Below are 14,792 nucleotides of genomic sequence, written 5' to 3'. Positions count from 1 at the left end.
GCTCATTCCGACAGCAACTTACCCGTTTTGCTCTTCACGCTGACGGCGCTTCTCCTGCTTTTTCTGCTCGGCTTTGGCTTTGGCGACCGCCGCTTCGCTCATGTCATTACGGATCTGCGCATGGCTGATCAGGGCAAAAATCAGGGTGCCGCCGGTGATGTTACCTAACAGCGTAGGCAGGGCGAATGGCCAGAAAAATTCGTGCCAGGGAATGCTGCCATTAAACACCAGATAGAGCACCTCCACCGAACCGACCACGATATGCGCCAGATCGCCCAGCGCTACCAGCCAGGTCATCATCACAATCACCACCAGTTTGGCCCCGCCAGCAGAAGGGAACATCCACACCATAGTGGCGATAATCCAGCCGGAGATCACCGCATTAGCAAACATCTCGCCAGGGGTGTTTTCCATCACTTTCATGCTGATGTTGGTAAACGCCTGACGGGTCGCATCATCAAAAATCGGCATCTCATTAAACGCCAGTGCGCCCAGCGCGGTGCCAATCAGGTTGCCCAGCAGCACAAAGCCCCATAAACGCAGCAGCAGACCGACATTCCCCCAGGTCGGTTTGTGCATCACCGGTAATACCGCTGTCACGGTGTTCTCGGTAAACAGCTGCTGGCGCGCCATAATGACAATTACAAAGCCAAAGGTGTAACCGAGATTTTCCAGTAAAAATGCGCCGGGAACCCCGTCGAGATGAACCTGGAAAATCCCTTTCGCCATCAGCGAGGCGCCCATCGATAATCCAGCCGCAATGGCCGACCAGAGCAGGGCCATGCCGTCGCGCTCCAGCTCTTTTTCCCCATCCTGTCGAATCTCTTCATGTATCGCCGCTGCACGTGAAGGTAGCGCCTCCTCATCAACTTCTATTTCCGTCCCCTCGTCCTTTTCATCGCTTTCAACGTCATTGTGACCCTGTTGGTTACCTGATGAAGGCTTCATATTTTCTCCTGGTGATAGTGCTGTGGCGTAATAAGCGTAGCTGCTTTTTATTTGCCGATAATGTAACGGTCGATATGAATAAGCGTAACAAGCTTTTTCGTGGCTGCATTTTTAAGCAAACAGCATGGCGGACCGCACATATCGCCTCCTGACGGTCGGTCTCAACGGCGGTGCAGACTTCGGCCCACAGCAACATTATGGTATTATCCGGGCCTCTTTTTAGCTGGTGCGATTCCCCCTTCATGTTGGAAATCATTACGCTCTCTTGTGTTCGCGATGAACGGACGCTGTTCCATCGGCTGTCGTTCAGCGTCAAAGCAGGTGACATTGTGCAGATTGAGGGACCAAACGGTGCCGGTAAAACCTCGCTGTTGCGCTTGCTGGCGGGATTAAGCCGGGCAGAGCAGGGCGAAATACGCTGGCACGATCGGCCGATCCAGCAGCAGCGTGAGCGCTGGCACGCATCGATGCTCTATCTGGGGCATCATCCCGGCGTGAAAGCCGTGCTCTCCCCGCTGGAAAATTTGCGCTTCTACCATTCCGACTGCGATGACGCGCAGATTTTTACTGCGCTGGAAAGCGTTGATCTGCTGGGTTATGAAGAGGTGCCGGTGGCGCAGCTGTCGGCAGGCCAGCAGCGTCGGGTGGCGCTGGCGCGTTTATGGCTGAGTCGCGCCACCTTATGGATTCTGGATGAGCCGCTGACTGCCATCGACAAAACGGGCATCGAAAAATTAATGATGAAATTTGCTCAGCATGCCGATAACGGCGGAGCGGTGATCCTGACGACTCATCAGGATTTACCTGACCAGACGGCGCGGGTGCGTAAAATTCGCCTCAGCGCAGCGGAGTCAATCTGATGCTGTTCCGTCTTATCCAGCGTGAATTGCGCATTGCCTTTCGTGGCGGGGCAGATGTGGTTAATCCGCTGTGGTTTTTTCTGATTGTCATTACCCTGTTTCCGCTGGGTATCGGACCCGATCCGCAACAGCTGGCGCGCATTGCACCCGGCGTCGCCTGGGTCGCCGCGCTGCTGGCATCGCTGCTGGCGCTGGAGCGGCTGTTTCGCGATGATTTTATCGATGGCTCACTTGAGCAACTGCTGCTGCTGCCGACGCCCCTGCCGGTCACGGTGCTGGGGAAAGTGATTGCGCACTGGCTGGTGACCGGCTTGCCGCTGATCGTGCTGTCGCCGCTGGCGGCACTGCTGCTATCGCTCGATTTTAATGGCTGGTGGGCGATGGCGTTAACGCTGCTGATCGGCACACCGACCCTGAGTTTTCTCGGAGCGATCGGCGTCGGGTTAACCGTCGGTTTACGGCGAGGCGGCGTGCTGCTGAGCCTGCTGGTACTGCCGCTGTCGATTCCGGTGCTGATTTTCGCCAGTGCGGCGATTGAGGCCGCCGGGCAGGGCTTACCGATTGGCGGTTATCTGGCGATCCTCGGGGCAATGTTGCTGGTTAGCGCCACCCTGTCACCGTTTGCGACCGCGGCGGCGCTGCGGATTACCCTGCAATGACCGCGTCTGACCGGCGCGGCGACCCATAATTTACCGAAATGTGAGTGGCTGATATGTGGAAAGCGTTACATCAACTGGGGAAACCCGAGCGGCTCTATCAGTGGTCTGGTCGGCTGATACCCTGGTTCGCCGTGGCGGGTCTGGCGTCGTTGCTGTTGGGGTGGATCTGGGGATTTGGTTACGCACCGGCTGATTATCAGCAGGGCGACAGTTTCCGCATTATCTATATCCACGTTCCGGCCGCGATGTGGTCGATGGGCATCTACGCCTCAATGGCGATTGCCGCTTTTTGCGGGCTGGTGTGGCAGCTGAAGATGGCCGATCTGGCCTCTGCCGCAATGGCACCGGTTGGCGCGGTGTTCACCTTTATTGCGCTGGTTACCGGCTCGGCGTGGGGCAAACCGATGTGGGGCACCTGGTGGATCTGGGATGCGCGCCTCACCTCGGAGCTGGTGCTGCTGTTCATCTATATGGGGGTGATTGCGCTCTATCACGCCTTTGATGACCGCCGTACAGCCGGGCGTGCCGCCGGTATCCTGATTCTGGTTGGCGTGGTCAATCTGCCGATCATTCACTTCTCGGTACAGTGGTGGAATACCCTGCATCAGGGCTCGTCCGGCATACTGCAGCAGGCCATTGCGCCGGTGATGCGCACCCCGCTGCGCTGGTCGATTCTCGGTTACCTGCTGCTGTTTCTGACGCTGACCCTGATGCGGTTACGTAATCTGATTTTATTAACCGAACGCCATCGTCCGTGGGCGATCGGCGTGGCCAGCAAAGGAGAGAAAGCATGACGCCGGCATTTTCGTCATGGCACGCCTTCTTCGCCATGGGCGGTTACGCCTTCTATGTCTGGCTGGCCGTCGCCTGTACCTTAATCCCGCTGATCGGTCTGGTGTTGCATACCCTGCTGACACGCCGTCGTTTACTGGCGGAGATCCGCCAGCGTGAGGCGCGCGAACGTCGCATCCGGGCAGCGAAAAGTAAAAAAGCCACCGCTGAAGCGGCAGGAGAAAGCCTGTGAATATCCGTCGACGTAATCGTCTGTATGCCGTGCTGGCGATTCTGATCGGCCTTAGCCTGGCCACGGCGCTGGTGATGTACGCGCTGCGCTCGAACATCGATCTGTTTTATACCCCGAGTGAAATTCTGTATGGCAAAGGCGAGGCGCATGAAGTACCGGAACCGGGACAGCGGCTGCGCGTCGGCGGCATGGTGATGCCGGGCAGCGTCAAACGCGATCCCAACACGCTTGCCGTGTCGTTCAAACTTTATGATGCCAGCGGCGTGGTGAGCGTCAGTTTCGAAGGAATTTTGCCGGACCTGTTCAGAGAAGGGCAGGGCGTAGTCGCGCAAGGGGTGCTGGAGACCGGTAACCGGATTATCGCCAAAGAAGTGCTGGCGAAGCACGATGAAAAATATACGCCGCCGGAGATTGAAGACGCGATGAAGAAAAATCACAACGGCCCGCAGTCGCTGTATCAGCCGGGAAAACAGTCATCATGATGCCGGAAATCGGAACCTTTCTGCTCTGCCTGGCGCTGGGCATTGCGCTGCTGCTCAGCACCTATCCACTGTGGGGCGCGGTGCGCCAGGATGCCCGCCTGATGGCAATGGCGCGTCCGCTGGCTGCCGGCCTGTTCGTGCTGATTGCAGCCGCATTTTTGCTGCTGGTCTGGGCCTTCATCGCCAATGATTTTACCGTCAGCTATGTTGCCACCAACTCTAACAGCCTGTTGCCGGTCTACTACCGCATCGCCGCCACCTGGGGCGCCCATGAAGGTTCACTGCTGTTGTGGGTGCTGCTGCTGAGTACCTGGACCGTGGCGGTCGCGATCTTCAGTCGCGGCATGCCGCAGGATGCGCTGGCACGCGTGCTGGCGGTGATGGGAATGATTAACCTCGGTTTCCTGCTGTTTATCCTGCTGACCTCAAATCCCTTCAGCCGCACCTTGCCCGATTTCCCGATTGATGGACACGATCTGAACCCAATGCTGCAGGATATCGGTCTGATCTTCCATCCGCCGCTGCTCTATATGGGCTATGTCGGATTCTCGGTGGCGTTTGCCTTTGCTATTGCCTCATTGATGGCCGGACGGCTCGACACCGCCTGGGCTCGCTGGTCACGTCCATGGACCACCGCGGCCTGGGTGTTTCTTACCATCGGCATCGTGCTCGGTTCGGCCTGGGCCTATTACGAACTGGGCTGGGGTGGCTGGTGGTTCTGGGATCCGGTAGAAAATGCCTCGTTCATGCCATGGCTGGCGGGCACCGCGTTAATGCACTCGCTGGCGGTCACTGAAAAGCGTGGCACCTTTAAAGCCTGGACGGTGCTGCTGGCGATTACGGCCTTCTCGCTCAGCCTGCTCGGGACTTTTTTGGTACGTTCCGGGGTGCTGGTTTCGGTGCACTCATTTGCCTCCGATCCGGCGCGCGGCATGTTTATTCTCGCTTTCCTGGTGATCGTGATTGGCAGTTCGCTGCTGCTGTATGCCATCAAAGGTGGGAAAGTGCGTAGCCGGGTGCAGAATGAAACCTGGTCACGGGAATCTTTCCTGCTCGGTAATAACGTTTTGCTGATTGCCGCGATGCTGGTGGTGCTGCTCGGCACGCTATTGCCGCTGGTGCATAAGCAGCTCGGACTGGGCAGCATCTCGGTGGGTGAGCCGTTCTTTAATACCATGTTCAGCTGGCTGATGGCGCCGTTTGCCCTGCTGCTGGGGATTGGACCGCTGGTGCGCTGGCGTCGTGACGAGCCACAGAAGCTGGCAAAACGACTGGCGCTGGCGCTGATCGTGACGCTGGCCGGTTCGATAGTGATCCCGTGGTGGTTACAGGATCGTATTGCCGCCATGACCGTGGTCGGGCTGATGATGTCGCTGTGGATCATTGTGCTGACGCTGCTGGAACTGCATGAGCGCGCCACCCATCGTCACACCTTCTTTGCCGGGCTGCGTCATCTCTCGCGCAGCCACTGGGGCATGGTGCTGGGCCATCTCGGCGTCGGCGTGACGGTGATTGGCATCGCCTTCAGCACCCAGTACAGCGTAGAGCGCGATGTGCGGATGAAGGCCGGCGACAGTGTAGACATTCATCATTATCACTTTGTTTTTCGTGGCGTACAGAACCTGCAGGGCCCTAACTACAGCGGCGGTTCAGGCATAATCGAGGTAACGCGCAACGGCAAACCGGAAGCGACGCTGCAGGCTGAAAAGCGTTTCTATACTGCCGCACGCACCATGATGACCGAAGCGGCGATTGACGGCGGTTTCAGCCGCGATCTCTACGCGGCGTTAGGCGAAGAGCTGGATGATGGTGGCTGGGCTGTGCGGATCTATTACAAACCCTTTGTGCGCTGGATCTGGTTCGGCGGCCTGTTAATGGCGCTGGGTGGCCTGTTCTGCCTGGGCGATCCTCGCTATCGCGCCCGCAAAAAAGCGGTCCCTCAGGAGCTGGCATGAATAAGAAAATCCTGTTTATCCCGCTGGTGCTGTTTCTGCTGCTGGCGGCAGCGCTGCTGTGGCAGCTGGCGCGCAATGCCGACGGCGACGATCCGACCCGACTGGAATCGGCGCTGATAGGCAAGCCGGTGCCGCTGTTCAGGCTGGAAGCGCTCGATCAGCCGGGTAAAATTTACGATCAGCAGGTGCTGACCGACGGCAAACCGATACTGCTTAACGTCTGGGCCACCTGGTGCCCGACCTGTCGGGCTGAACATCACTACCTGAATAGCCTGGCGGAGCAGGGCATTCGGGTGGTCGGGCTGAACTACAAAGACGACCGCAACAAAGCGGTCAGCTGGCTGAACACGCTGGGCAACCCGTATGCGCTCAGCCTGTATGACGGCAACGGGATGCTCGGGCTGGATCTTGGCGTCTACGGTGCACCGGAAACCTTCCTGATCGACGGTAAAGGCATCATCCGCTATCGCCATGCAGGCGATCTGAATGAGCGCGTCTGGCAACAGGAAGTGAAACCGTTGTGGATCAAATACAGTAAGGAGGCGGGAGCATGAGGCGTCTGTTACTGCTGGTCTGTGGATTGCTGTTCAGCTTTAGCCTGTGGGCGACTATCGATACCCTGCAGTTCGATTCGGTGGCGCAGGAAGAACAATACCGCGATCTGACCGCCTCGCTGCGCTGCCCGAAATGCCAGAACAACAGCATCGCCGACTCGAACGCGATGATTGCAGCGGATATGCGACTCAAGGTCTATCAGCTAATGAAGCAGGGCCAGGACCGTCAGCAAATTATCGATTACATGGTGGCGCGTTACGGCAACTTCGTCACTTATCAGCCGCCGGTTACGCCGTCTACCCTGATTTTGTGGGTCGGACCGGCGCTGTTCGTGCTGCTGGGCGGATGCGTCATCGTGCTGCGCAGTCGCCAGCGTAAAACCCGCAGCGAGCTGGATGAAGATGAACAACAGCGTCTTGATGCGCTACTGAAGTCAGACAGGAAGCCGTAATGAGTGCATTTTGGATCACCCTTTTACTGTTGTTGCTGGCAGCCTGTGCATTGTTTCTTGCCGCGGGCTGGCGGCAGCGGCACGCCAGCGCTGGCGATCGCGATCGCCTCAATCAGCGCTTCTACCATCAGCGTCTGAGCGAACTGGCGGAAGATGAAGATCAGGGCGTGGTAGCGGAGCGGCCGGTCATGGAGCGGGAACTGCAACAGACGCTGCTGGCCGATGTTCCACCCACCCAGACCGTACAGGCGCACAGCAGCAGCCGCTGGATATTACTGCCCGGCCTGATTGTGCTGCTGCTGGTGTCGCTGGGGACTTATCTGAAAGTCGGCGGCCTGGCGCAGCTGACTGGCTGGATGCAGGTGCAGCAGGACTATCCTGCCTTACGGGCACGGCTGATGGACCCGGCGGCAAAGCCGCTGACGATGGAGGAGCTGGCGCGGTTGCAGCTTGGGCTGCGCAGCGCATTGCAGTCGGAACCGGACAACCTCAACGACTGGACCATGCTGGGACGGCTCGGCATGGTGCTGAATAACGCCAGTATCGCCAGCCAGGCCTTTGAACGCGCCTTGCAGCTCGCGCCCAACGATCCCGGCCTGAAGCAGGACTACGCCGAAGTGCTGACCCGCTCCAGCGATCCGCAGGATAATCGCCAGGCGGCGCTGCTGCTGCACGAATTGCTTAAGGCCGATCGGCACAACCTGCGTACTCTGGGCCTGCTGGCGTTTAATGCTTTCGAGCAGCAGCAATATGATCAGGCGATTGACGCCTGGCAAACGCTGCTGACGCTGTTGCCAGCTAACGATGAGCGGCGTGTGATGATCGCCCGCAGCATTGAGCAGGCCAAAACCGCGGCCGGGCAGCAGAGCAGCCAGTTGGCACTCAGTATCAGCCTGACGCCGCAGGCAGAAAAAATATTACCGCAAGGCGGAGTGTTGTATATTTCTGTCACCGACGGTGTTTCACCGGTGCCGGTGGCGGTAAAACGCCTGCCGCTCAGCCACTTTCCGCTATCGCTGACGCTGGATGACAGCAATGCGATGATGCCGGATCGCCTGTTGTCGGCGCAGCATCAGCTTCAGGTGCGGGCGCGAATTTCCCGCGACGGCAGTGCCAACGCGCGTTCGGGTGACTGGTTTGGTCTGAGTGCGGTGATGCCCTGGGACGGCCATCAGCAGATGGCAGTAGAAATAAATCAACAGCAGCCCTGAGCGCGGGATCCGACGACGCTCAGGCAGATCCTGTCGCTACCCAGGCTGACGTAAAGTTAGCTATGCTCAGGGTAAGCAGGTTCGTTAATCGACTGCCGCCTGAAGGGTGAGCAGACTTTTTTTCATCCGCACAGGGAGATTGGAATGAATTATCGCCTGACCAGCCTGGCCGTTGCCAGCGTTCTTCTGGTGGGTTGTGCCAGTTCGAAGCCGGCGAATGACGAACCTGCGCAACGCAGCGATCCGTTCGAAGGCTTTAACCGCACGATGTTCAACTTTAACTACAACGTGCTCGATCCCTATCTGCTTCGCCCGGTAGCCGTTGCCTGGCGCGACTATGTGCCGGTGCCAGCCCGCACCGGCCTGAGTAATTTTCTCGGTAACCTCGAAGAACCCGCCAGCATGGTCAACGCCATTCTGGTCGGTAACGCCCGTGATGCGGGTATTCACTTCACCCGTTTCTTCCTGAACAGCGTGCTGGGGCTGGGCGGCTTCATTGACGTGGCCGGTAAAGCCAATCCGGAGCTGGCGCGTGAAGAGCCACACCGTTTCGGCACCACGCTGGGCCACTATGGCGTCGGCTATGGCCCTTACGTTGAACTGCCGGCTTACGGCAGCTTTACCGTTCGTCAGGATGGCGGCGATTACGTCGATACCCTCTATCCGATTCTCGGCTGGCTGACCTGGCCGATGTCGATTGGTAAATGGACGCTGGAAGGCATTGAGACGCGGGCACAGCTGCTCGACTCGGATGCGATCCTCAAACAGCAGAGCGATCCGTACGCCTTTATCCGCAACGCCTACTTCCAGCGTCACGATTTTCTGGCGCGCGGTGGCAAGCTCAAGCCGGAAGAGAACCCGAACGCAGCCGCGATTCAGGACGATCTGCAGGATATTGACGCGCAGTAAGGTGCGATTTTTATCAGCAAAAAGGGCGACTCCGGAGAGTCGCCCTTTTTATTGGCGTTTGCGCATCAGAACTTATAGTTAAAGTTCGCGCCATACAGCCAGGCCTTACCTTCGGAATTAAAGGTATATGGGCCTTCTTTGACCGTCACGTTCTGGCCGTGCATATAAGAGATGCCGACATCGACCGAAGCATTGTCGTCGAACGCGTAGGAGGTCCCGGCGCTCAACCACAGGCGATCCTGATCCGGGATGGAGATCGAACGTTTATCGGCCGGAACCGGGCTGTCATCAAAGGCGATACCGGTGCGGAAGGTCCAGTTTTGGTCGTAGAAGTAGGTGGTTCCGAGCGCAATACGCCAGGCATCACGGTAACTTTCATCTTTATAGAACAGGGTCTGGCCGTTAGAACCGGTGGCTTTCAGCTCCTGGAACTGGCTCCAGCTGGTGTAGGCCATGCTGTAGTGAACCGCCCACTGCGGTGCCACTTTATGCCAGCCCGACACTTCCCACATTTCCGGCAGATTCAGGGTCAGCGCACCTGGAATGGTCGAGCCGTTGGTGCCGTAAGGGATGCCGGACTGCTGCGGATTATTGACTGCGTTCAGCGCAGAAGGGAGATTACTTTTGTAATCGCCATCAAAATCAACTTTGACTTCTGAGCGGTAGGTAAAGCCGAAACGGTTATTTTCATCGACTTCATACAGGATACCGGCGTTCCAGCCGTAGCCCCACTCATCGCCTTTCAGATGGGCGACCTGGGTATCCGCCGGGATGCGTAACGCTGCGCCTGATTCACCGGCATAACGTTCGATTTTCGCTTTAGCGTAGACCGCATCAAATCCCACCCCGACGCTGAAATGTTCATTTAATCGGTAAGCGGTGCTGAGATTAAAATTGCCGGTCATCAGGTCGGTTTTACCGCCGTAGCCGCCAGCGGTGTAACCATTATTAAACTCTGTTGCTAAGCCGTAATTGGAGGTAGCCGATGCGCCAATCCACCATTGATCATTAATGGGCTGAACGTAATGAATATTCGGCACCCACTGGTTTGGGGCAATATTATTGGCATCCAGACTGCGGCCACTCTGGCTGCGTCCGCTGATATTCACATCCGGGTCGATATACACCGCCCCGATGGAAAACGCCGGACGATCCATTAATGCCATGGTTGCCGGGTTACGGCTGGCGGAAGCGGCGGTATCGCCCATTGCGCCTTCGCCTGAATATGCGCGACCTAAACCAATCGAAGAAAACTCATTTAACTGAAACCCAGCTGCGTAAACATGTGAAGAGACAAGCGCCACTGCAGCCGCCACGGCTGACTTTGCAAACAGGTTTTTATGGTTCATGACCACAACCTCATGTGAATTATTATTTAACGTTATTACGTCGCGTAACAAGGGACGGCGGATTGTAGGGACTGATGTAAATCGCACATATCAGACCAGTGCGGAGAGTATAGGTCCGACCTGTGTGCATGTTGCAATATTGTTTTTAAAATATTTCAGGATTGATCGCTTAAAATTCGATCTGCGTAACAAAACTGACCCGACGCGCCACAGCATAACCAGTCCAGTTTGTTCTGGATCAAATTTTATTGTGATATTCGTCACTTAGCTACAGGTTAATGGCGCATCTTTAGCCGAAGAGGTAAAATCTGGTCCATAAAATTGTGTATCCCACCAGACTATCGTCAGGAGAAAATGATGACTGATGCCATTAAAAAATGCAGTGCGACCGAAACCGCAGCCTGCTGTTGCGTCGATGTCGGCACGGTAATGGATAATACCGATTGCACTGCCAGCTGGTCGGAGTGGTTTGCACAGCGCGCTGATGCTGAAGCAAAACTGGCCAGCCTCACCGAACGTGCGCGTGAGGTTGAGTCTGACCCTTGCCTGATTGAGGCCCGTTTCAGCGATGTGGACCAGGGGGTGCAGCTCGATATTGATTTCACCTTCTGCTGCCAGGCAGAAACCCTGATTTTCCAGCTCGGTTTACGCTAAGCCGCCAGACGCCGCTTTCAGAGCGGCGTTTTTCATTTTCGTGTTTCCCTTCGCAATTTTTCCCTTTCGATATTGGCGACTCACCCGCTTGTGGTTAACACTGGGATCAGGTCAGACCTCTTTGGGCAATGATGCCACAGTCCCGATTCACAGGTGAGAACAATGAGCAAAGCGCAGCCGCTGCTGACGCGCGATGGCGAACGCATCGCGATTACCCACGGGTTACGTACCCCTTTTTTGCGCCAGGCGACCGGCTTCCATGGCATTCCGGCGGTGGAACTGGGACGGATGGTGGTCAGCGAATTAATGGCGCGCAGCGAACTGCCGGTCGACGTGATTGAACAGTTGGTGTTTGGTCAGGTAGTTCAGATGCCCGAAGCGCCGAACATCGCGCGTGAAATCGTACTCAGCAGCGGACTCAGCGTCCATACCGACGCCTACAGCGTCAGCCGCGCCTGTGCCACCAGTTTTCAGGCGGTGGCTAACGTCTGTGAAAGTTTACTGGCCGGGACCATCTCTGCCGGCATCGCCGGGGGTGCTGATTCGTCATCGGTGCTACCGATTGGCGTCAGCAAAAGCCTGGCGCGGGCGCTGGTTGATCTCAATAAAGCGCGCAGCCTGTCGCAAAAATGGCAGATTCTGCGCCGTCTGCGCCCGCGCGATCTGCTGCCGGTGCCGCCGGCGGTGGCCGAGTATTCAACCGGACTGCGCATGGGCGACACCGCCGAGCAGATGGCCAAAAGCCACGGAATCAGTCGTCAGGCACAGGATGCGCTGGCGCTGCGTTCTCACCAGCATGCCGCCAAAGCATGGCAATCGGGCGTGCTGCATCAGGAAGTGATGGCGGCGCTGGTGCCGCCGTGGAAAAAGCCCATCGATCAGGACAATAACGTGCGGATGGATGCCAAAGCTGAAGATTATGCCCGGCTGCGTCCGGCGTTTGACCGCCAGCACGGCAGCGTGACCGCCGCCAACAGTACCCCACTGACCGACGGTGCGGCAGCGGTTATCCTGATGCGCGAAGGGCGCGCCCGTGAGCTGGGACTGCAGCCGCTTGGCTATCTGCGCAGCTATGCCTTTACCGCGATTGGCGTACAGCAGGATATGTTGCTGGGCCCGGCCTACGCCTCGCCGGTGGCGCTGGACCGCGCCGGTATCACCCTGGCCGATCTGACACTGATTGATATGCATGAAGCCTTCGCCGCTCAGACCCTGAGCAACCTGCAACTGTTCCGGGATGAGCGCTTTGCCCGCGAGGTGCTGAATCGCCCCCATGCGCTGGGTGAGGTGAATGAAGAGCGCTTTAACGTGCTGGGGGGATCGATCGCCTATGGCCATCCTTTTGCCGCTACCGGTGCGCGAATGATCACCCAGACGCTGAACGAACTTCGGCGGCGCGGGGGAGGATTAGGACTGGTTACCGCCTGTGCGGCCGGTGGTCTGGGCGCGGCAATGGTTCTGGAGGCCGAATAATGGAGCAGAACGCATTTCATTTACAGCTGCGGCTGGATCACGTTGGCGTCATCACCATCGACGTGCCGGGCGAGAAGATGAACACCCTTAAAGCGGAATTTGCTGGCCAGATCGCTGCCATTATTGCCGAGGCGCGGCGCGATCCTCAGCTGGCCGGGCTGGTGCTGATTTCGGGCAAAGCTGACAACTTTATCGCTGGCGCCGACATCAGCATGATCGATCGCTGCCAGAGTGCCGCAGACGCGGAAGCGCTGGCGAAACAGGGGCAGGAGGTGATGGCGATGCTTGCCGCCTTGCCGTTCCCGGTGGTGGCCGCGATTCACGGTGCCTGCCTCGGCGGCGGGCTTGAGCTGGCGCTGGCCTGCGATGCGCGCATCTGCTCGCTGGATGATAAAACCCGCCTCGGCTTGCCGGAAGTCCAGCTCGGCTTATTGCCCGGTTCAGGCGGCACGCAGCGGTTACCCCGTTTGATCGGCGTGCAGCAGGCGCTGCCGCTGATCCTGACCGGCAAAAGCCTGCGGGCGAAACAGGCCCGTAAACTCGGCATGGTTGATGATGCGGTGCCGCAGGCGATTTTGCTGGAGACCGCTATCGCACGGGTGAAAAAAGGCAAGGCCAGCGTCCGTACGCTGCCGCTGCGCGATCGCCTGCTGCAGGGCCCGGTTGCGCGTCAGGCGCTGTTTGCGCTGGCCAGCCGCCAGACCGCCGCCAAAACGCAGGGCAACTACCCGGCGGCGAAACGCATCATTGAGGTGGTGCGCATTGGGCTGGAGCAGGGCAGCCGTGCCGGACATGAGGCTGAAGCCCGCGCCTTTGGTGAACTGGCGATGACGCCAGAATCGGTGGCGTTACGCGGCCTGTTCTTCGCGACCACCGCGATGAAAAAAGAGCCGGGTGGCGACGCCACGCCGCGGCCGGTCCACAGCATCGGTATTCTGGGCGGTGGTCTGATGGGCGGTGGTATTGCCAGCGTCAGCGCCATCAACGCCGGATTGACGGTACGCATAAAGGATATCTCGCTGGAAGGGATAAACCATGCGCTGCAAACCAGCTGGGAGCTGCTGAGCAAAAAAGTTAAACGCCGTCAGATTACTCCGGCTCAGCGTCAGCAGCAGATGGCCCGCATCACCGGCGGCATCGATTATCAGGGCTTTGCCCGGCGTGATGTGGTGATTGAAGCGGTATTTGAAGATCTGGCGCTTAAGCAGCAGATGGTGCGTGAGATTGAATCACACTGTCAGCCGCAGACGATATTTGCCTCTAACACCTCTTCCTTGCCGATTGAGGATATCGCTGCCGGGGCGCAGCGGCCAGAAAACGTCATCGGACTGCACTATTTCAGCCCGGTAGAGAAAATGCCACTGGTGGAGGTCATTCCCCATCTGAATACTGCCAGCGAAACACTGGTAACGATCGTGGCACTGGCACGCCGCCAGGGCAAAACGCCGATTGTGGTGGCGGATAAGCCCGGTTTTTACGTTAACCGGATTCTGGCGCCCTATATAAATGAGGCGATGCGCTGCCTGCTGGAAGGTGAACCGATTGAGCATATCGATGGTGCGCTGGTGAAATTTGGTTTCCCGGTCGGTCCGCTCCAGCTGCTGGATGAGGTCGGCATTGATGTCGGCAGTAAAATTTCTCCGATTCTGCAGCAGGCCTACGGCGAGCGTTTTGCCGCGCCTGCTGCGTTTGAGGCGGTACTGAATGATGGCCGCAAAGGGCGTAAAAACCGCAAAGGCTTCTATCGCTACGACCTGCCGCACTGGCAGCGTAAAAAGCCGGATACGTCGCTTTACGCCTTACTGAAAATCACCCCGCAGGCGCGACAGAGCGAAGCGCAGATAGCCGAACGCTGCGTGATGATGATGCTGAACGAAGCGGCGCGCTGCCTGGATGAGCAGGTGATTCGCTGCGCGCGTGATGGCGATATCGGCGCGGTGTTCGGCATCGGTTTTCCGCCGTTTCTCGGTGGTCCGTTCCATTATATGCAACGACTGGGCGCAACGGAGCAGGTGAATAGATTAACCCGGCTAATGCAGCAACATGGCGAACGTTTCGCGCCGTGTGAGGCGCTGATTAAGGCCGCCGCAGAATAGACGAAATTTTACATTTCTGGCTGAAATGGAATACCCACTCCGATTCAGCGGGTTAGAAAAGCGTCGCCAGAGTGTGCGCCGCAGCAGGAATCTGAGAAGTGCTTATTTAATAAACAACCGGTTGACTATACTGAAGCCATTAGGGTACAACACAGCGTTCATTCGC

General features: G+C 57.8%; 15 protein-coding genes. 13 read left to right on the top strand and 2 right to left on the bottom strand.

Annotated elements, in window-relative coordinates; genetic code table 11:
• Positions 1-18: 18 nt before the first annotated feature.
• A complete protein-coding gene (locus tag AC6I8I_RS13390) occupies positions 19-948 on the bottom strand; it encodes a formate/nitrite transporter family protein (RefSeq protein WP_312055865.1) in 930 nt (309 codons plus the stop codon).
• 242 nt (positions 949-1,190) lie between these two features.
• On the opposite strand from AC6I8I_RS13390, the gene ccmA reads away from it, so the two are divergent.
• The 10 genes from ccmA (at position 1,191) to mlaA (ending at position 9,054) form a co-directional block, all read left to right on the top strand.
• A complete protein-coding gene (gene ccmA, locus AC6I8I_RS13385) occupies positions 1,191-1,808 on the top strand; it encodes a cytochrome c biogenesis heme-transporting ATPase CcmA (protein ID WP_312759594.1) in 618 nt (205 codons plus the stop codon).
• Positions 1,808-2,467, top strand: coding sequence for a heme exporter protein CcmB (gene ccmB / locus AC6I8I_RS13380; protein WP_312055867.1), 660 nt, complete (start codon positions 1,808-1,810; stop codon positions 2,465-2,467). The genes ccmA and ccmB overlap by 1 nt, the downstream gene beginning before the upstream one ends.
• A 53-nt stretch (positions 2,468-2,520) precedes the next feature.
• Positions 2,521-3,261, top strand: coding sequence for a heme ABC transporter permease (locus tag AC6I8I_RS13375; protein ID WP_312055868.1), 741 nt, complete (start codon positions 2,521-2,523; stop codon positions 3,259-3,261).
• Positions 3,258-3,491, top strand: a complete 234-nt coding sequence (gene ccmD / locus AC6I8I_RS13370; RefSeq protein WP_159858329.1) for a heme exporter protein CcmD — start codon at positions 3,258-3,260, stop codon at positions 3,489-3,491. Before AC6I8I_RS13375 ends, ccmD begins: the two co-directional genes overlap by 4 nt.
• Positions 3,488-3,973 (top strand): cytochrome c maturation protein CcmE, encoded by a 486-nt coding sequence (ccmE, locus tag AC6I8I_RS13365; protein ID WP_031375907.1) that lies wholly within the window; start codon positions 3,488-3,490, stop codon positions 3,971-3,973. Before ccmD ends, ccmE begins: the two co-directional genes overlap by 4 nt.
• A complete protein-coding gene (locus AC6I8I_RS13360) occupies positions 3,970-5,928 on the top strand; it encodes a heme lyase CcmF/NrfE family subunit (RefSeq protein WP_312055869.1) in 1,959 nt (652 codons plus the stop codon). Before ccmE ends, AC6I8I_RS13360 begins: the two co-directional genes overlap by 4 nt.
• Positions 5,925-6,482 (top strand): DsbE family thiol:disulfide interchange protein, encoded by a 558-nt coding sequence (locus tag AC6I8I_RS13355; RefSeq protein ID WP_312759601.1) that lies wholly within the window; start codon positions 5,925-5,927, stop codon positions 6,480-6,482. Before AC6I8I_RS13360 ends, AC6I8I_RS13355 begins: the two co-directional genes overlap by 4 nt.
• Positions 6,479-6,934, top strand: a complete 456-nt coding sequence (locus AC6I8I_RS13350) for a cytochrome c-type biogenesis protein (protein ID WP_312759603.1) — start codon at positions 6,479-6,481, stop codon at positions 6,932-6,934. The genes AC6I8I_RS13355 and AC6I8I_RS13350 overlap by 4 nt, the downstream gene beginning before the upstream one ends.
• A complete protein-coding gene (gene ccmI / locus AC6I8I_RS13345; protein WP_312055871.1) occupies positions 6,934-8,145 on the top strand; it encodes a c-type cytochrome biogenesis protein CcmI in 1,212 nt (403 codons plus the stop codon). Before AC6I8I_RS13350 ends, ccmI begins: the two co-directional genes overlap by 1 nt.
• Before the next feature lie 144 nt (positions 8,146-8,289).
• Positions 8,290-9,054, top strand: coding sequence for a phospholipid-binding lipoprotein MlaA (mlaA, locus tag AC6I8I_RS13340; RefSeq protein WP_312055872.1), 765 nt, complete (start codon positions 8,290-8,292; stop codon positions 9,052-9,054).
• Between the two features lie 65 nt (positions 9,055-9,119).
• On the opposite strand, the gene fadL is transcribed toward mlaA, so the two are convergent.
• Positions 9,120-10,403, bottom strand: a complete 1,284-nt coding sequence (gene fadL, locus AC6I8I_RS13335) for a long-chain fatty acid transporter FadL (protein WP_312055873.1) — start codon at positions 10,401-10,403, stop codon at positions 9,120-9,122.
• 357 nt (positions 10,404-10,760) lie between these two features.
• Here fadL and AC6I8I_RS13330 point away from each other — a divergent pair, with 357 nt between their 5' ends.
• The 3 genes from AC6I8I_RS13330 (at position 10,761) to fadJ (ending at position 14,626) form a co-directional block, all read left to right on the top strand.
• The gene (locus AC6I8I_RS13330) at positions 10,761-11,057 is read left to right on the top strand and encodes a YfcZ/YiiS family protein (protein WP_082097556.1); all 297 of its coding nucleotides are present in this window, start codon (positions 10,761-10,763) and stop codon (positions 11,055-11,057) included.
• A 162-nt stretch (positions 11,058-11,219) separates the two neighbouring features.
• A complete protein-coding gene (fadI, locus tag AC6I8I_RS13325; RefSeq protein ID WP_312055874.1) occupies positions 11,220-12,530 on the top strand; it encodes an acetyl-CoA C-acyltransferase FadI in 1,311 nt (436 codons plus the stop codon).
• On the top strand, positions 12,530-14,626 hold the full coding sequence (gene fadJ, locus AC6I8I_RS13320; protein ID WP_497827941.1) for a fatty acid oxidation complex subunit alpha FadJ: 2,097 nt from the start codon (positions 12,530-12,532) through the stop codon (positions 14,624-14,626). Before fadI ends, fadJ begins: the two co-directional genes overlap by 1 nt.
• The last annotated feature ends 166 nt before the right edge of the window (positions 14,627-14,792 follow it).

This window comes from Pantoea sp. X-Soil-YNGN-775 (assembly GCF_059730575.1).
Note: the sequence above shows the minus strand (reverse complement) of the source record. Positions and strands in the feature narration are given on the sequence as shown.